The 17,980-nt window shown below is 62.4% G+C and carries 14 protein-coding genes; 8 read left to right on the top strand and 6 right to left on the bottom strand.

Annotated features, from left to right (window positions below; translation table 11 throughout):
* Positions 1-543 precede the first annotated feature (543 nt).
* Positions 544-1,926 carry a sodium-dependent transporter gene (locus SFHG_RS09940; protein WP_042437068.1) on the top strand — a complete coding sequence of 461 codons (1,383 nt, stop codon included), beginning with the start codon at positions 544-546 and terminating at the stop codon, positions 1,924-1,926.
* Between the two features lie 630 nt (positions 1,927-2,556).
* On the top strand, positions 2,557-3,612 hold the full coding sequence (locus SFHG_RS09935) for a branched-chain amino acid aminotransferase (RefSeq protein ID WP_042437065.1): 1,056 nt from the start codon (positions 2,557-2,559) through the stop codon (positions 3,610-3,612).
* A 219-nt stretch (positions 3,613-3,831) separates the two neighbouring features.
* Here SFHG_RS09935 and rbr read toward each other — a convergent pair whose 3' ends face one another.
* On the bottom strand, positions 3,832-4,368 hold the full coding sequence (rbr, locus tag SFHG_RS09930; RefSeq protein WP_042437063.1) for a rubrerythrin: 537 nt from the start codon (positions 4,366-4,368) through the stop codon (positions 3,832-3,834).
* 241 nt (positions 4,369-4,609) lie between these two features.
* On the opposite strand from rbr, the gene ychF reads away from it, so the two are divergent.
* Positions 4,610-5,674, top strand: coding sequence for a redox-regulated ATPase YchF (gene ychF / locus SFHG_RS09925; protein WP_042437060.1), 1,065 nt, complete (start codon positions 4,610-4,612; stop codon positions 5,672-5,674).
* 408 nt (positions 5,675-6,082) lie between these two features.
* On the top strand, positions 6,083-7,225 hold the full coding sequence (gene queA / locus SFHG_RS09920; RefSeq protein ID WP_042437058.1) for a tRNA preQ1(34) S-adenosylmethionine ribosyltransferase-isomerase QueA: 1,143 nt from the start codon (positions 6,083-6,085) through the stop codon (positions 7,223-7,225).
* Positions 7,226-7,518: 293 nt separating this feature from the next.
* Here queA and SFHG_RS09915 read toward each other — a convergent pair whose 3' ends face one another.
* The gene (locus tag SFHG_RS09915) at positions 7,519-8,457 is read right to left on the bottom strand and encodes an epoxyqueuosine reductase QueH (RefSeq protein WP_042437056.1); all 939 of its coding nucleotides are present in this window, start codon (positions 8,455-8,457) and stop codon (positions 7,519-7,521) included.
* Positions 8,458-8,569: 112 nt separating this feature from the next.
* Here SFHG_RS09915 and SFHG_RS09910 point away from each other — a divergent pair, with 112 nt between their 5' ends.
* The 3 genes from SFHG_RS09910 (at position 8,570) to SFHG_RS09900 (ending at position 13,379) form a co-directional block, all read left to right on the top strand.
* Positions 8,570-9,472 carry an HAD family hydrolase gene (locus SFHG_RS09910; RefSeq protein ID WP_081469082.1) on the top strand — a complete coding sequence of 301 codons (903 nt, stop codon included), beginning with the start codon at positions 8,570-8,572 and terminating at the stop codon, positions 9,470-9,472.
* Positions 9,473-9,475: 3 nt separating this feature from the next.
* Positions 9,476-10,621, top strand: a complete 1,146-nt coding sequence (gene tgt, locus SFHG_RS09905; RefSeq protein ID WP_042437053.1) for a tRNA guanosine(34) transglycosylase Tgt — start codon at positions 9,476-9,478, stop codon at positions 10,619-10,621.
* Positions 10,622-10,781: 160 nt separating this feature from the next.
* Entirely contained in the window at positions 10,782-13,379 is a 2,598-nt protein-coding gene (locus SFHG_RS09900; RefSeq protein WP_042437051.1) for a protein translocase subunit SecDF, read from the top strand.
* 338 nt (positions 13,380-13,717) lie between these two features.
* On the opposite strand, the gene SFHG_RS09895 is transcribed toward SFHG_RS09900, so the two are convergent.
* A complete protein-coding gene (locus SFHG_RS09895) occupies positions 13,718-13,996 on the bottom strand; it encodes a hypothetical protein (protein ID WP_042437048.1) in 279 nt (92 codons plus the stop codon).
* 240 nt (positions 13,997-14,236) lie between these two features.
* Here SFHG_RS09895 and SFHG_RS09890 point away from each other — a divergent pair, with 240 nt between their 5' ends.
* Complete coding sequence (locus tag SFHG_RS09890) at positions 14,237-14,557, top strand: DUF1292 domain-containing protein (protein WP_042437046.1); 321 nt, start codon at positions 14,237-14,239, stop codon at positions 14,555-14,557.
* 87 nt (positions 14,558-14,644) lie between these two features.
* Here the strand turns inward: SFHG_RS09890 and SFHG_RS09885 are convergent, their stop codons facing one another.
* From SFHG_RS09885 to SFHG_RS09875, 3 genes are read right to left on the bottom strand one after another with little or no spacing between them, the layout of a single operon-like run.
* Positions 14,645-15,055, bottom strand: a complete 411-nt coding sequence (locus SFHG_RS09885; protein WP_042437044.1) for a pyridoxamine 5'-phosphate oxidase family protein — start codon at positions 15,053-15,055, stop codon at positions 14,645-14,647.
* 29 nt (positions 15,056-15,084) lie between these two features.
* A complete protein-coding gene (locus tag SFHG_RS09880; RefSeq protein ID WP_042437043.1) occupies positions 15,085-15,885 on the bottom strand; it encodes an energy-coupling factor transporter transmembrane component T family protein in 801 nt (266 codons plus the stop codon).
* Positions 15,882-17,771: an energy-coupling factor transporter ATPase gene (locus tag SFHG_RS09875; protein WP_081469081.1), complete on the bottom strand. Its 1,890-nt coding sequence runs from the start codon at positions 17,769-17,771 to the stop codon at positions 15,882-15,884. The genes SFHG_RS09880 and SFHG_RS09875 overlap by 4 nt, the downstream gene beginning before the upstream one ends.
* Positions 17,772-17,980 lie beyond the last annotated feature (209 nt).

Raw genomic sequence — 17,980 nt, 5'->3', positions numbered from 1 at the left:
CCTCTCCGCGTCTTGGGGGGACGCCTGAAGGCGCCTTTCCGCGTCCCGGGGGCTCGACCGACGGCAGCGCATGCGTGACATCCGCCGATCGTGGTGCCGGGGGCCCGCCCGGAGGGGCGTCCCTGCCGGGCGGTCCTTCGTTCGGGCGCTGCGCGCCTGCTCGGTTCTGCGCTGTATGCGCTCCGTGTAATCAGCTCGGGTGCTTCCGATGGCTATATCTGCGCGATGGGTGGTCTGAGGCCGGCTTTCTTTCGTTATGCGCCGCTTCCCGATTCGGATTTTTGTTGGTCACTGAAAGCGCTTATGAGGACTATAATCTCAAAGCTATATACAGTTCATTGGCGCAATGCGGGTGTCGGGGATTGTGCGAGTCGTTGATATTGGCTCGTACGTTCGGTGCCTGTAAGGTCCTATGCGGACCTGCCGAAGACGGTAGGTGAATCTGCTTTACGGCAAGTCTTTTCTAGCTTGGAATCGTAAACAGATCCGGACCGTTTACGGCATGTTCGCAGGGTCGCGCCATCGTAAAGATGGGAGATTGTCATGTCTGCTAATTCAGGGGGCGCACGTGCGTCCTGGTCGGGCAAGTGGGCGTTTATTTTGGCTGCTGCGGCTTCGGCTATCGGATTGGGAAATCTTTGGCGTTTCCCGTACCTGGCTGCGAAGTATGGCGGTGGTGTGTTCCTTATCACCTACGTGGTATTGGTTGTCACGTTCGGCTTTACGTTGATGATGCTTGAGGCGGCGCTTGGTCGCAAAACTGGGCAAAGTGCGCTTGGCGCCTTTAAGTCTTTCGGGAAGAAATACGCCTTTATTGGCATCTTCACTTCCGCGATTCCGTTTATTATCGTGCCTTATTACTGCATCATCGGTGGTTGGGTACTCAAGTACGCTGGTGCGTACCTTATCGATGGCTCTGCGGCGCTTGCTGATGGCGGTACGTACTTCACCAACTTCATCGGCGGTGGTGGCGAGAGCTTCATCTGGGCTATTGCCTTCCTGCTGATCGTGTTCGCTATTGTGGCGCTGGGCGTGAAGAACGGCATCGAGCGTGCAAATCGCATCCTTATGCCTGTGCTGCTGATTATGACGGCTGGCATCTGCATTTATGAGCTCACGCTCCCTGGTGCAATTGATGGCTTGGCATATTATCTGACGCCTGACTTCAGCAAGTTCAGCGTTGAGCTGGTCATTGCCGCACTTGGTCAGATGTTCTACAGCCTGTCGCTGGCCATGGGCATCATGATCACGTATGGCTCCTACATGCAGAAGTCCGACAACCTTGAGCAGTCCGTGCGTCGTATCGAGCTGTTCGATACCGGCTATGCGTTCCTGGCTGGTTTGATGATCGTGCCTGCTGCGTTTGTGGCTATGGGTTCTGCCGAGGCCGTTGCTTCGAAGTCCGGCCCGTCGCTGATGTTCGTGATCTTGCCGACCGTGTTTGACCAGATGGGCGGCATCGCTTCGATCATGGGCTTCCTGTTCTTCCTGCTCGTGGTGTTCGCGGCATTGACCAGCTCCATCTCGCTCACCGAAACCTGCGTGTCCATCGTTCAGGACTCCGCGCACATCACACGTAAAAAGGCGCTCATCGTTTCCATGGCGTTCATCTTCGTGATGGCCATGATCGTGAACATGGGTTACTGCCAGTTGGCGTTCATCGAGCCGCTGGGACCGGGCAGCACTATTCTGGACTTCCTGGACTTCATCTCCAACTCCGTGATGATGCCGATTGCCGCTTTGATGGCATGCGTGTTCGTCGGCTGGATCATCAAGCCTAAGGCGATCATCGACGAGGTGAAATCCTCCGGTCCGTTCAAGGCGGAGAAGATGTTCGCCGTCATGGTGAAGTTCATCGCGCCTGTGCTGCTGGTGGTTATCTTGGTTGCTTATGTTGCTGCGCAGTTCGGTTTGTTCAGCATGTAGCGGGCTGTTCGTATAGGCATCTAGCGCTGTGAGTTAGCTAGCGAATTTTCAAGAGGTCGTCGATGCTTGTCGGCGGCCTCTTGCTTTTTAGATAGCCGCCTCTCGTCTAGGGTCATGCGCGGTTCGTGCCAGGGCTCGTAGACTTGTATGGGGTGATATGGCGCTTGCTTGTGCGCGAGCCTCTCTGCGATGCATTCGGTGCTTCTTGGATGGCGGGAAGTAGATGGTTTTGCGCATGTGGGGGAAGGGGTTGGTCGTGGTGGCCGAGGAATGGCTGCTGACGGCACCTCCAAGCGCGGTTTGCGCTGAGAGTTGTTGCATGAGCTGTCGGGCGCAATGGCTCTCCGCTTTGCGGCAGGAGGTGAATAGCGTGTTGCGTCGTTCTCTATGACGGGAAAGGAGTGGCGCTGCATCGATTGCCTGACTGCAGCGTTTTCAATGCAGTCCGCGCTTGCCGAGAAGACCTGCTCGCTGATTGTTTCGAACAGGTAAATTCCTACGTGGTTGCGTCCTTTCAGCCTGCCGTAGGGCTGGATGTTCCCCATTTTCCCTCTGTTTTGGGTGTAAGGTATTCGGCAAGCGTTATTTGCACGTTGGGCGCGCAACGCCCTTTCACGAAGGAGCATCACGATGGTCGAGAAGAAGGATCTTGACTGGGGCAGCCTTGATTTCGGCTACCATCAGACCGACTACAGCTACGAAGCTCATTGGAAGGATGGCGAGTGGGACGAGGGCGGTTTGACCACCGACCACGACCTGCATCTTTCCGAGTGCGCCGGCATTTTCCATTATTGCCAGGAAGTGTTCGAGGGTCTGAAGGCTTACACCACCGAAGAGGGTTCCATCGTTTGCTTCCGTCCGGACATGAATGCAAGCCGCATGTTCGATTCCGCTGAGCGTCTTGAGATGCCGGGCTTCCCGAAGGATCGCTTCGTCGAGGCCGTTAAGGAAGTTGTGAAGGCGAACGCTGCGTGGGTGCCGCCGTTTGGTTCCGGCGCCACGCTGTACGTGCGTCCGTTCATGATTGGCTCCGGCGAGGTCATCGGCGTGGCTCCGGCTCCCGAGTACACGTTCCGCATCCTGGTCACGCCCGTCGGCCCGTACTTCAAGGGCGGCCTGAAGCCGATCAAGCTTCGCGTGTCCGAGTATGACCGCGCCGCGCCGCACGGCACCGGCAACATCAAGGCTGGTTTGAACTACGCCATGTCGCTGCGCCCGACCATGGAGGCGCACCGCAACGGCTACGCTGAGAACATTTACCTGGATTCGCAAAGCCGCACCTACATCGAGGAGACCGGCGGCGCGAACGTGCTGTTCGTGAAGGAGGACGGCACGCTGGTGGTTCCGAAGTCCCATACCGACTCCATCCTGCCCTCCATTACCCGCCGCAGCCTGGTGCAGGTTGCCCAGGACCTGGGCATGACCGTCGACGAGCGCTATGTCACGTGGGAAGAGGTTGCCGGCGGCGAGTTCGTCGAGTGCGGCCTGTGCGGCACCGCGGCTGTCATCAGCCCGGTCGGCCAGATCGACAACAAGGTCAACGGTGCCGACCAGGAGGTCGTCTTCCCGGCTGGCTGCACCGAGATCGGCCCGGTTATGAAGCAGCTGCGCGAGACCCTCACCGGCATCCAGGATGGCAACCTGGAAGACAAGCACGGCTGGGTCTGCAAGATCGACGTCGACTAGTCGTCAGCTGTATGGCTTGATGCAAACGATAACGGGGAAAGCAGGAGCTCCTGCTTTCCCCGTTTTTGCGTTCGGCGGGATTGCGCGGGACGGACAGCCTCGTGCAACTTATCCTTCGCGTATCCTAAATGCTTCGAAATCGGCCGCTTACGCTGTGCTCGCCGTTCTTCTGGCGGTTGTTTTCCTAGCTCAAGCGGATGCCTGTGTTGCGCATACTTCCTAGTAATTCTCGGCGTTGATCTCGAAGTATGCCTGCGGGTGGTTGCATACGGGGCAAACGTCGGGGGCCTTGGTGCCTACGACGATGTGGCCGCAGTTGCGGCACTCCCACACCTTGACCTCGCTCTTCTCGAACACCTGAGCGGTCTCCACGTTATGCAGCAGCGCGCGGTAGCGCTCTTCGTGATGCTTCTCGATGGCGCCGACCTGGCGGAACTTCTCGGCAAGCTCGGGGAAGCCTTCCTCCTCGGCCGTCTTCGCGAAGCCCTCGTACATGTCGGTCCATTCGAAGTTCTCGCCGTTTGCGGCATCCTCGAGGTTCTCCGCCGTCGAGCCGATGCCCTGAAGCTCGCGCAGCCACATCTTGGCGTGGTACTGCTCGTTTGCCGACGTTTTGCGGAAGATCTCGGCGATCTGCTCGAAGCCTTCCTTCTTCGCCACCGATGCGAAATAGGTGTACTTGTTCGTTGCCTGCGACTCGCCGGCGAAGGCGGCCTGCAGATTCTTCTCGGTTTGCGTTCCTTCGTACTTGCTCATGAGAAACCCCTCTCGCCGTGATGGCCCGCAGCGCCCGTGCGCGCGGTGCCTTTGGTTTCCATCTAATGATGATATGGGCAAACGCGCGGCGGCGCAATTGTTTGCGCCGCATTGTGACGTAACTGTTGCAAGGGGGTAGCTCTGGGCGGTTTGGGCGTGCATTCGGCGGGGCATCGCGCTGGGGCGTTGTTTGCGGTATCATAAAGAGCCAAGTGTATTCACTAGTTAAGGAAGTTTCAGCATGTCGCTTTCCATCGGTATCGTGGGTCTGCCCAATGTGGGCAAGTCCACGCTGTTCACGGCCCTCACGAACAAGGGCGGTTTGGCAGCCAACTACCCCTTCGCCACCATCGAGCCGAACGTCGGCATCGTCCCCGTTCCCGACGATCGTCTGGAGAAGCTGGCCGAAATCGACCATCCTGCCAAGATCGTTCCCGCAACGGTCGAGTTCGTCGACATCGCCGGTCTGGTGGCGGGCGCCAGCCAGGGTGAGGGCCTGGGCAACCAGTTCCTCGCGAACATTCGCGAAACCGATGCCATCTGCGAAGTCGTGCGCTTCTTCAGCGACCCGGACGTCGTGCATGTCGATGGCCGCGTGAACCCCAGCTCGGACGTTGAAACCATCAAAACCGAGCTGATCTTGGCCGACATGGGCACGCTCGACAAGGCCATTCCGCGCCTTGAGAAGGAAGCGAAGCGCGATAAGGCAGGTGTGAAGAAGCTCGAGGTTGCGAAGAAGGTGCTCGAGGGCCTCAACGAAGGTCATCGCGCCCGCACGCTGAACCTGGATGAGGACGAGCAGGCTGCCATCTACGACCTGCATCTGCTCACCATGAAGCCCATCCTCTATATCGCCAACGTGGATGAGGACGCGCTCGATGCCGATTTGGCCGAGATCGACGGCTGTCAGCCGGTGCCGATTTCCGCAAAGGTCGAGGCCGACCTGGCCGAGCTCGATCCCACCGAGGCGAAGGAGTACCTGGAGGCCATGGGCCTTGAGGAGTCCGGCTTGGCGCGCCTGGTGCGCAGCGCCTACAAGCTGCTGGGCCTGCAGAGCTATTTCACCAGCGGCGAAACGGAAACGCGCGCTTGGACCATCCCCATCGGCGCGAAGGCCCCGCAGGCCGCCGGCGTCATCCATTCCGATTTCGAGCGCGGCTTCATCAAGGCGGAAACCGCTTCGTATGCCGACTACGTGGAGCTGGGTGGCGAGCTGGGCTGCCGCAACGCCGGCAAGTTGCGTCAGGAAGGCAAGGAGTACGTGGTGCAGGACGGCGACGTTATGCACTTCAAGTTCAACGTATAAAACGCCTGTTCAGTCGCATGTTTTAGGCCCACGACGCAAGCGGAGCCTTCTCTTTTCAGCGTGTAACGCGCCTGGTCAGAAGGTTGATCAGCGAACTTCACGGGGCGAATCCGGGAAACCGGCTTCGCCCCGCGCTTATTTGCGTCGCAACGGTGGCGGTGTCGGCGTTGGATGGGAGGTAGAACGGCTCCCGTGCTGCTGTTTTAGGATGCGCGGTGCGCAGCGACTTCTTCCTTCAGAGCGAATCACGGTCAGCTTGCTGCGCAGTGCATGCGGACTTTTCGCACATGCGCGAAAAACCATCGGGCTGGCGTATAATCGGCCTGTTCGAAAGCTATTCGGCTGCGCGCGACGCGGCCTTTTATATGTCCGGCGCAGGATGCTGGGCGTGCGACAAGGAGCATCTCGATGAAAACGAGCGATTTCGATTACGATCTTCCCCAGGAGCTCATCGCGCAGGAGCCGGCGGCGGTGCGCGATGCGTGCCGCATGCTGGTCATGGACCGCGAAACCGGCGCGATCGAGGACCGCATCTTCCGCAACATCATCGACTATCTTGAGCCCGGCGATCTGCTGGTGGCGAATGAAACGCGCGTTTTGCCGGCGCGCCTGCTCGGCGCGAAGCGCGGCACGGGCGGGCAGTCCGAGGTGTTCCTGCTTCGCCAGCTTGTGGGCTCGAAGGCGCAGCCGTATGCGGACGTGCCCCAAATCCCCGGCCAGCCTGTTCCCGGCGAAAACCAGCAAGCCATCTGGGAGGTACTCGTGCGTCCGGGCAAGCGTTTGAAGCCCGGCAGCGGCGCGGTGGTGGATTTCACGGATGGCGAAGGCAACGTTGCGCTGTCCGCCGAGATTGTCGACTGGGCCGAGGGCGCCCAGCGCGGCGAGCGCGTGGCTCGTCTGACCACCACGTACCCCTCGCTTGACGAAGCGCTTCACGCGGTGGGGCATACGCCGCTGCCGCCTTACATCAAGCACTATGCTGGCGATGAGGAGCTGTACCAAACGGTGTATTCGCGTCGAGAAAGCTCGGCGGCGGCTCCTACGGCGGGCCTGCATTTCACGCCCGAGCTGATCGAGCGCCTGCGTGAGAAGGGCATCGATTGGGAAACCGTCGAGCTTGAGGTTGGCTTGGACACGTTCCGCATCGTGGATGAGGAAGACCCGCTGGCCCATAAGATGCACACCGAGTTCTATACGGTGCCGCAGAAGACGGTCGATGCCATCAACCGTACGCACGCCAACGGCGGCCGCGTGGTTGCCGTTGGCACCACCAGCGTGCGCAGCTTGGAAAGCGCCTGGGATCCGTCGGCCGACGACGGCGCCGGCGCCATCACCGCGCGCGACCGCGATGCCACCAGCCTATATCTGCTGCCGGGCAGCACGTTCCACGTGGTGGACGCCCTGGTCACGAACTTCCACGTGCCGCGCAGCACGCTCATGATGCTGGTTAGCGCGTTCAGCACCCGCGAGAACATCATGAATGCGTATCAGCATGCCATCGAGGAGCGCTATCGCATGCTGTCGTTCGGCGATGCCATGTTCATCCGCTAGCATCCGCTTAAGAGGGAAGCGGCCGGCGAAAGGGTTTGCGAGCCCAAAATTCGTGTCGTACACAAGGGTTATGTTATAGGGGGTTTGGTCGTATGCCTTCCGTTTCTCTGGCAACGAGAAACGGAAGGCATTCTTATTTGCTCGGGGCGAAGTGCGATGCGGAAACCGAGTGAGGGCGCCGGGTTCCTTGCTTTGGGATGCAGGCGCAAGCTCTTCGCCCGCTGTTTTGCTTTTGCGGGTGCAGTGTGCCAGCAGGGGTAGGGCGTATTCGTCGGACAGATGGAGTCTAGCCACTATTTCCCCTGTTCGCGTAGGGCTTTCAGGATAGCGCGCTTGCGTGCCTGCTTCTTGTCGTAGGCTGCGCGCTCGGCTTTGTGAGCTGCGCGTGCGGCTTCCTCGGCGGCGCGCTCGTCGGCGTGGGCCGCGCGTTCGGCGGCTTTTGCGGCGGCGCGCTGCTCCTTGCGCTCGGCGCGTTCGGCGGCTGCTTCCAGGTCGCTGATGCGGCAGCCGCAGAAGTTTTGCCGGTACATTCCCAGCTCGCGGCTTTCGCGCGTGGCTTCGTCGTAGTAGGGGCGGAAGTCCTCGAACACGGGCGCGACCCCGGCTTGTGTCGCCGCGCGCTCGACTTCCTCGCGGATGACCTGGGTATATTGGTAGGGGCTCACCGATAGCGTGGTGCCGATGCCCTCGAAGCCGCGTTCCGCGGCTACTCGCGCGGTTTCCTCCAGGCGAAGGCGATAGCAGGCACGGCAGCGAGCCTCCCTGCGTGCGGGATCGACCGACAGCACGGCGGCGCGGGGGGCGACGCTGCCTGTTGCGCTTGCGAAAAGGGAAGCGCCATCAGGGGCAGAAGCCCCGTGATTCGTATCGGTAACCGTTTTGCACCGGTTGCTAGAGGCTTCGTTCGTGCCATCGATTTCGCCCTCGCGTTCGCCGGCGCACTCGCCTTTCACGCCAGCCTTCGCCCGTGCCTGCTCAATCTCGGCGATCGCGGCGTCCCCGATGCGGCCCGCGCACGCTTCCCACGTTGCCGGGTCGTACGGGCCTTCCAGCACTTCGAATCCCGCATCCGCGGCCCATGCGCGCAGCGTTGCCAGCCGGTGCTCGTATTCCTCGGCGGGATGGATGTTCGAGTTCGCATAGTAAATGGTGATGTCGTGCCCCGCGGCCTTCAACAGGCGCGTCGGCTCGAGCGAGCACGGCCCGCAGCACGCATGCAGCAACAACTTCATTCGCGAACTCCTTTTTCGATGGGCATTTCGCCGCCGGCGCGGCGCTTCCCCTATACTACCACGCAGACAAAAACTATCCCCACCTGCGGCAATCTGCAGAAAGGCATGATATATGGAGAAACGAACCTTCCGCGCCGTCTTCTTCGATCTTGACGGCACGCTGCTGCCCATGGACGTCGACGTCTTCATGAAGAGCTACTTCCGCGCGCTCGGCGGCTACGTCGCGCGCATGGGCGTCGCCCCCGACCAGTTCATGGCCGGCATGAAGCGCGGCATCACCGCCATGGCCACCAATGATTCCGGCCACGCGAACGCCGAGTCGTTCTGGCCCGAGTTCCTGGCCTGCATCGACCTGCCCGAAGACGTCACGGCCGAGACGCTGCAAGCTGCCATCGGCGATTTCTATGAGAACGAGTTCGGCGAGCTGGGCGCCGATGTTCAGCCGAATCCCGCCGCCGCGCGTGCCATCGAGGCGCTTGCCGCCAAGGGCTATCCGCTGGTGCTGGCCACCATGCCGATGTTCCCTCGCCGCGCCGTGGAATGGCGCCTGCGCTGGGCAGGCATCGACCCGGCGGTGTTCTCGCGCATCACCACGTTCGAGAACTCCACCGCCGTCAAACCCAAGCCTGACTACTATGCGGAGAATCTTGCCGCTGCGGGCGTCGAAGGCCGCGACGTGCTCATGGTCGGCAACAACACCAAGGAGGACCTGGCCGCATGCCAGCTGGGCTGCGAGGGCTTCCTGGTCACCGATTTCCTGATCGACCCTGTCGGCTTCGAGGTGTTCAGCGTGCGCCATGGGTCTATGGAGAAGTTCGCGGACTGGGTGGATTCCCTGCCCGAATGCGCCGATCCGGCGCAGGGCGTCAGCGACGCCATCGTGCCCGCCGCCGCGCGCGAGCGCGTGCTTGCGGCGTGCGGCATCGCCGACGGCCAGGCCGGCGGCGCGAAAACGCTCGAGGAGGCGGGCCGCTCCGGCGGCACCGATTTCGTCATCAACGGGATGGAGGAGTAGCCCATGGCCCTGTTCGACTGCACTATCGAGGCCACTTGCGGCCATGCCCGCGCGCTTTCGTACGAAACCGCGCACGGCACTTTCCATACCCCCATGTTCATGCCCGTCGGCACGTCGGCCACGGTCAAGGGCATCACGGTCGATCAGCTTCACCAGCTGAACAGCCAGGTGGTGCTCGCGAACACCTACCATCTGTCTTTGCGCCCCGGCGCCGATTTGGTGGAAGAGGCCGGCGGTGTGCACAAGTTCATGAACTACGACGGCCCCATGCTCACCGACTCGGGCGGATTCCAGGTGTTCTCCCTGGCTGACACGCTGAAGCTCGATGCCGACGGCCTGACCTTCCGCAGCATCTACGACGGAAGCTATGTGCGCTGGACGCCCGAGTCCAACATGCGCATCCAGGAGCAGATCGGCGCCGACATCGCCATGCAGCTCGATCAGTGCACGCCGTACCCGGCCGAGCGCAGCTTCGTGGCCAACGCCGTGGACCTGTCGGCGAACTGGGCGCGTCGCTGCTTGGCGGCGCACAAACGCCCTGATCAAACGCTGTTCGGCATCGTGCAGGGCGGCATGGAGCTCGACCTGCGCCTGGAGAGCATCCGCCGTCTGCGGGAGATCGAGGACGAGAGCCTGGCCGCGGGCGGTCGCCGCTTCGGCGGCTTCGGCATCGGCGGCTATTCGGTGGGCGAAGACCACGAGACCATGTTCGAGACGCTCGGCCAGGTGGCCCGCGCATGCCCCGAGGACCGTCCGCGCTATCTGATGGGCGTGGGCAACCCCACCACGCTCGTGCGCGCTGTGCGCGAGGGCGTCGACATGTTCGACTGCGTGCTGCCCACCCGCACCGCGCGCATGGGCACGGCGTTCTCCAGCACGGGCCGCATGAACATGCGCAACGCGAAGTTCACACGCGACTTCACGCCGCTCGACCACAGCTGCACCTGTCCGACGTGCCAGAACTATACGCGAGCCTATCTGCGCCACCTGGTGAAGCAGAACGAGATGCTCGGCGCCATCCTGCTGTCGGTGCACAACCTGCACTTCCTGCTCGACCTCATGCGCCGTGCCCGCGAGGCCGTGCTGGCGGGCGAGTACGAGCAGTTCTACGAGGAGTGGATGAACAGCCCGGCCGCTAAGGACTACTAATATAAGGCTCGGGCAGATTCCCGCTTCTTGGTGCTTTCGCATTCTCCTCGATTGTGGGAAAATGCGAAAGTTAGGGTATATATGGCGGCGGTCGCCGCCGCCACGGAAGGGACGGCCCGGCAGGGCCGTCCTATGGTTTACAAGGCTAGGAGAAGCTCGCATGGCGAAAGCGCAAAACGCCAAGGCCAAGAAGAAGGGCGGCAACGCCAACCGCCGCAACGTATGGCTGTTGGTGCTGACCACCGTCTTGGTGCTGGGGTCCATCTTCATGTTCACCCCTCCGCAGGACAAGATCAACCAGGGCCTGGACATCCAAGGCGGCCTGTCGGTGGTGCTGTCGGCGAAAAGCACCGACGGCGACGCGGTGACCTCCGAGGACATGGAGAAGTCGCGCGCCATCATCGAGCAGCGCGTCAACGCGCTCGGCGCCTCCGAGGCCGTGGTGCAGCTGCAGGGCTCCGACCAGATCCTCGTGCAGATCCCCGGCCTTTCCGATACGGAGACGGCGCTGTCCACCATCGGCAAAACCGGCAAGCTGGAGTTCGCGCGCCTGGATTCGTTCACCGATGAGGACGTCAAGACCAAAATCGAGAACGGGCAGTACGGCGCCAATAGCACCATCACCGACGACTTCGGCAACAAGCTGCCTTCGGGCAAGACCGAGCACCTGAAGGTGGAAGAGGGCACGTACACGCCGCTGATCACCGGCAGCAACATCACGAAGGTCGACATCGGCCGCGCTTCCGAGACCGGCACCGACTACTCGGTCAACGTCTCCCTTGATTCCGAGGGCACGAAGGCGTTCGCCGACGCCACGAAGGACCTGGCAAGCACCAAGGGAAAGATCGTCATCATCCTTGACGGCGAAGTGCAGTCCGCACCGGCCGTGCAGTCCGAGATCACCGGCGGCCAGGTGTCCATCACCGGCGGTTACGACAAGGAAGCCGCCTCCTCCATGGAGACGGTGCTCGAGTCCGGCTCGCTGCCCGTGAGCTTCGAGTACGCGCAGTCCCAGGTGGTCGGCCCGACGCTCGGCCAGGATGCGCTTACCTCCGGCGTGCTGGTTGCCGCCATCGGCCTTGCGCTGGTCATGCTGTACCTGCTGGTGTTCTACCAGGGTCTGGGCCTGATCACCGCGGCGGCCATGGCCGTATTCGCCGTGCTGTACCTGGGCATTTTAGCCCTGCTTTCGCACTTCGGCCTGTTCAGCCTGTCCATGGCCGGCATCGCCGGCGTCGTGCTGACCATCGGCATGGCGGCCGACTCCTCCATCCTTACCCTTGAGCGCTTCCGCGAGGAAATCCGCATGGGCCGCAGCGTCCGAGCCGCCTCCGTCACCGGCGTGCGCCATGGCATCCTCACGTCCATCGACGCCGACCTGGTCACCATGGTCTCGGCGCTCACGCTGTTCTTCCTGGCAAGCGCCTCGGTCAAGGGCTTCGGCCTGACGCTGGCGCTCGGCATCATCTGCGACATCGTCATGATGCTGCTGTTCAAGGCGCCCATCATCCGCTTGCTGGCGCCGAAGTGCATCGCCAAGCACCCCGGATTCTGGGGCGTGAAGGACTGCAAGGAGGCCGCCCCGTACTTCCAGGGCGAGAAGCCCGCGTCCTCGCGTCATGACGTGCGCGGCCGCTTCATCAAGCTCGACATCAACCTGCTGGGTTATCGCAAGGTGTTCCTGTCCGTCGCGGCCGTGGCGGTCGTGCTGGTCGTGGCGCTCGTCGGCGTGCGCGGCGTGAACTTCGGCATCGAGTTCGTGGGCGGCACCTCGGTCACGTTCCATCAGGGCGGCAACGACGCCACCACCGAGCAGGTGCGCTCGGCCTTCGCCGATGCCGGCGAGCCCGACGCCGTGGTGCAGACCACCGACTCCGATGGCCAGGCGGGCTTCCTTGTGCGCACCACCGATACGTCGGCGGAAAGCGCGGCCGCGGCGGCCAACAAGGTTGCCGACCAGTTCGGTTGGGATGCGGAAAGCTTCGAGGTGACCACCATCGGCCCGGACTGGGGCGCCAGCGTCATCCAAAGCTCCTGCATCGCGTTCTTCGTGTCGCTGCTGCTCATCATCGCCTACATCTCGGTGCGCTTCCGCGATCCGAAGATGGGCGTGTCGGCGGTTATCGCCTTGCTGCACGACCTGGTCATCGTGCTGGGCGTGTACGTGCTCGTGGGCCGCGAGGTCACGCCGAATACCATCGCCGCGCTGCTCACCATCCTGGGCTACTCGCTCTACGACACGGTGGTCGTGTTCCATCGCATCAACGAGAACATGAAGGGCGATTCGCCGAAGTGCACGTTCGCAACCATGGCGAACCACTCCGTCAACGAGGTTCTGGTGCGTTCGCTCAACACCTCCATCACCTCGCTTATCCCGGTTGCGGCCATGCTCATCTTCGGCGGCGAGACGCTGCGCGACTTCGCCCTGGCCATGACCGTGGGCCTGGTGTGCGGCTGCTACTCGTCCTACGCCATCGCAACGCCCATCTACGTGATGTGGAAGACGCGCGAGCCGCAGTTCGCGAAACTGCAGAAGAAGTACGGCGCGGACATCCAGCGTTGGTTCCTGAACCGCCTGCCGCAGGCGGCTGCCGGCGCTACCGCTGCTGCCGTCGCTGCTACGGATGCGGTAGCGGATGGTGCCGGCCAGGACGCGCCCGCCGCGGTGCCCGCTGCTTCGCAGGGTCAGCAGGCTGCGAGCAAGCCTGCTAAGGCGCAAAACCGCTCCAAGAAGAAGCGCAAGAAGGTTCAAGGCTAACATCGGCTAGCTGACTCGGGCCGCTCGGAAACGGGCGGCCCGTTTTGCTGTTTGAGATTGTTTGCCGGCGCTTGGCTCCTGGTGCTTCACATTGGGTATCTCGGCGGTTTTGCGCGAATGCGACGCGGGTCAGAATGGAGAAGCGTCGCGCTCGTGCTGTACGGGTTTGCGCCTCATCGGTGGTATCAGGCGTCTCGGAACCCGCGCTTAAACGCGGGTGCGCATGAGATTCCTTTTCATGCAAAAAGCCCGGCTCCTGATCGCGTTTTGCGGTCAGGAGCCGGGCTTGATTCGATTGGACTGGTAAGCGTCCGAAGGCGCGTGTCGGCTCGTCGAGATTAGAAGCCGAAGTCCAGGTCGCTCAGGCGGATCTCGCCGTCGTCGTCATCGTCCTCTTCCTCGTCATCCTCGCCAAGGCTGCTGTAGCGGGAGATGATGGCTTCCATCTGCTCTTCGATGGAGCTGGTGCCGGCGAAGGCATCGCGGAACAGCCTCATATCCTCCTCGCCGAAGCTGGCGCCGGCGCCTTCCATGATGGCGCCGATGTTGGCCATCTTCTTCACGGCTTCGTCTTCTTCCATGGGTTTCATCTTCTCGGGATCCATCATCGGGAACATGTTCGATCCTCCTTGCACGGGTAACCTAAACAGAGCGCTGTCCTGCGGCAATGTGCTTGGCACACAGGTGCTTGCGCCGTTGTTTCACTGTTCAGTAGTATAGCAGTCGGATAGATTGCGGGAGGTCAACGAGCGCATTGCAACCTATTGTGATACGCTGAGGAAACAACGTGAATCCATGCACGCAGGCTATGGAGGAATCGGCTGCAAGCAATATCGGCCATGTTAAAAGGAGTTGCCATGCGCGAAGGAAGCGCCCCGAATTTCTGTCCGCCCACCGAGGAGGGCATCACCCTTACGTTCCAGGACGAGAAGGGTGATCAGATCGACCTTGAATTCCTTGGCTTGATCCTGCACGAGGGCCGTCGCTACGGCTTCTTCTTCCCGGTCACCGAGGATAGCCCGGCATGCAGCTCGGGCGAGATCATCCCGCTTGAGGTGACCGAGCTCGACGAAGATGGCCAGCCTGCCGCATTCGAGTTGGTCGAGGACCAGGCTATCGCGCAGGAAGTCTACGAGGACTTCAAGCAGGCCGCCAAGGACCTGTACGACTTCGAGTAGACACTATCGATTCGTTGAACGGTACGTAAAAGGAAGGGTACGGCGCGAAGCCGTGCCCTTCTTGTTTTTGATTATATGCAGATGTCGCTACAGCTCGATCGGCTTCCACTCCTCGTGGTTGCAGACCCATGCCTCGGGCTCCTCGACGCTGAAGAACACCAGCGTGGGGTCGTCGGGGCCGTCGTAGCTCTCGCCCAGGCTGCACAGGTGAGCGTAGCCGGCGTAGCGCATGTCGGCGTTGGCCTTGTCCTCAAGACCGGCCTTGCCGCGCAGAATCAGCCAGCCATGGCCGGGCCACCAGCTGGATGCCTCGAACTTCTGGTTCTGCTGCAGCTCCTCCCACACGTCCTTGGTGGTGGCGGTGACGAACCAGATCTTGCCGTCTTGCTCGGCGGCGAAGCTGAACGGGCGCACGTGGGGCTGGTCGTTCACGCTGGTGGCCAGGTACCACGCGGGGACGTTCGTCAGATACTGCAGGATGGTCTCGTTGCCGGTCATGTGATCCTCCTAGTCTTGGAACCGGTCGGTTATAGAAAGTAGCCGATAGCTGCGACGCAGCCCGCCAAAACGGCCATGAATGCGGCGGCAGCGGCGTCGCGCGGGGCGAAGCGAAGAGGATGCAGGTGCGTGCGTCCTTCGCCACCGTGGTAGCAGCGAGCATCCATAGCCGCCGAAAGCGTTTCGGCGTGACGGAACACGCTGGTGAACAAGGGTACCATGAGCGAAGTGAGCATACGCACGCCGCGTGCGGGGCTGTTCGACAGACGGGCGCCGCGGCTGACCTGAGCATGGTAGACCACGGCAAGCTCGTTGGCGAACTGCGGCATGAAGCGCAGCGCGATGCCCATGATCATGCCGAGCTCGTGCGCGGGCACGCCGAAGCGGGCGAAGGGCTTGAGAACCCATTCGAACGCCTCGGTCAGGTCGATGGTCATGGTGGTCAGGGTGATCAGGCTCATCCCCAGCATCATGATGGTCAGGCGCGCGCCCATGAACAGGCAGGTTTGCACGCCCGCCTCGCTGATGCGAAGAATGCCCCAGTTGACGAGCACCTGGCCGCCTTGCGTGACGAACAGGTTCAGCACCGCCACGATGACCACGATGGCCATGAGCGGCGCCAGCGACCGCGCCGCCTTGCTCGGCGGGATTTGCGCCAGCGCATAGCAAAGCGCCGTGAACGCCGCGCATACCGCCAGGGCCGCCGCGGTTTTCGCGCACAGCAGCACCACGATGAACGCGCAGCCCGCTATGAGCTTCGTGCGCGGGTCGAGCCGATGCACGCAGCTGGTGCCGGAAACGTAGCTGCCGAAGGAAAAGCCCGGGTTCATTCGACCACCTGGCCTTCAGAGCCGGCCGGGGAAGAAGAGGCCTCGCCGGCGTTGCCGCTGCCCGCGCCGCAAGCCGCGGCGATCATCCCTGCCAGCTCCTTCTCCGTATACAGTTTCTCCTGCTCAAGGGGCCATCCGCCTGCGCGCAGCGCTTCCGCGAACGCCTGCGGCTCGGTGGTTCCCAGGCCCACGTCCTTGAGCTTGCGCGCGTGCAGGAACAGGCGCTCGGGAGCGCCGACACCCAGCAGCCGTCCCTCGTTCATGACGGCCACGCGGTCGCACATGGCGGCAAGGTCGTCCATGCAGTGCGACACCATGACCACGGTGAGGCCCTGGTCATGCAAGCGCGCGATCATCTGCAAAAACGAGCGTTTGCTGGCGGGGTCCAGGCCCGCCGCCGGCTCATCGAGCACGAGTACCTGCGGGTCCATGGCAAGCACGCCGGCGAATGCCACGCGGCGTTGCTGGCCGCCTGAAAGCTCGAACGGGCTCTTCTCGGCCAGCTCGTCGAAGGAAAGCCCCACGCGATCGAGCGAGCTGCGCACGAGCGCATCGACCTCTTCGCCCGAAAGACCCAGGTTGCGCGGCCCGAAGGCGACGTCCTTGTATACGGTTTCGGCGAACAGCTGGTGCTCGGGATACTGGAACACCACGCCGATCGATCCGCGCACCTTCGACTCGGCGCCCTTCGAGGCGATGTCGGTGCCGTCGACGAGCACGCGCCCCGAGGTGGGTTTCAAGATGCCGTTCATGTGCTGGATGAGCGTTGATTTGCCGCTGCCGGTATGCCCGGCAACGCCAAGGAACTCGCCGCGGCGCACTTGAAGCGAGACGTCGCGTACGGCCCACAGGCTATCGGGGCTGTTGCCCCATTTAGCCTGGCGGGCGGCAGGGGCCTGCTTGCGCTTGCGTTGCCGTTTTGCCTCGGCCGCGTCGTAGGTGAAGCTGACGTCTTGGAACTCGATGAGCGCCGGGGCGTCGGCGTCGCCCTCGCAGGTGGGGAAGTCGACGTCGGCGTCGGCCGCATCGGGCGCTGCCGCGTTCGCGTCGGCGGTGGTGCAAATGCCGGCGGCCTTGCCGAGCGCCAGGACCTCGCGTGCCAGCTTCCCTGCGTCCACGGTGGGCTGCACGGCCATGCCCGCATGGCGCAGATCAAGCGACAAGCGGGCTGCGAACGGCACGTCAAGGTTCAGGTGCGCCAGCGCGCGCGCCTGAACGAGCACCTCATCGGGCGTGCCTTCGAGCGCCACATGCCCGTGCTCCATGACCACCACGCGGTCGGCCTGCGCCGCCTCTTCCATATAATGCGTGATCATCACGATGGTCATTCCGCGTTCGTGAAGCTCGTGACATACGCGCATAAGGCCTGTTCGGCCGCGGGGGTCGAGCATGGCGGAAGCCTCGTCGAGCACGAGCACCGCAGGATTCATGGCAAGCACTCCGGCAATGGCCACACGTTGTTTCTGCCCGCCGGACAGGGCATGCGTTTCGTGGCGCTCGAAGCCTGAAAGCCCTACGTCCTCAAGCGCCTGCGTCACGCGTTCGCGCAGCTCATCGGTGGGGACGCCTAGATTCTCGGGGCCGAAGGCCACGTCGTCTTCCACGAGCGAGGCCACCAGCTGGTCGTCGGGATTCTGGAACACCATGCCCACCGTCTCACGGATGCGGTACGTGCAGTCGGCGTCCGCGGTGGGCATGTCCTGCACCTTCACGGTGCCCTCGTCGGGGATGAGCAGGGCGTTCAGGTGCTTTGCCAGCGTCGACTTGCCGCTGCCGTTGCCGCCTAAGATGCACAGGAATTCGCCCTTGCGCACGTGCAGGCTCACGCCGTCAAGGGCGAAGTTCGCGCCATCGTAGGTGAAGCGGACGTTTTGAACATCTATCATGATTCGCTTTACGATCCTTTCGTGAATCGGCGAATTGCGTTGCGTTTTGCGGGATGCGAACCGGAGTCGGAGCGAGTCTCAAGCAGGGTGACCCCGGTAGACCGGCGTTGTTTATCCGGGCTGCAGCCCTTCGCTCGGCTTCGGGTGCTCTTTCTTGTGAAAGGCGGGCTACCGAGCCGATTCCCGCTATCCCGTTATACGGTCCTGCC

This window comes from Senegalimassilia anaerobia JC110, assembly GCF_000236865.1.
GTDB classification, from domain to species: Bacteria; Actinomycetota; Coriobacteriia; order Coriobacteriales; family Eggerthellaceae; genus Senegalimassilia; species Senegalimassilia anaerobia.
This window is presented reverse-complemented; position numbering and strand designations above follow the sequence as displayed.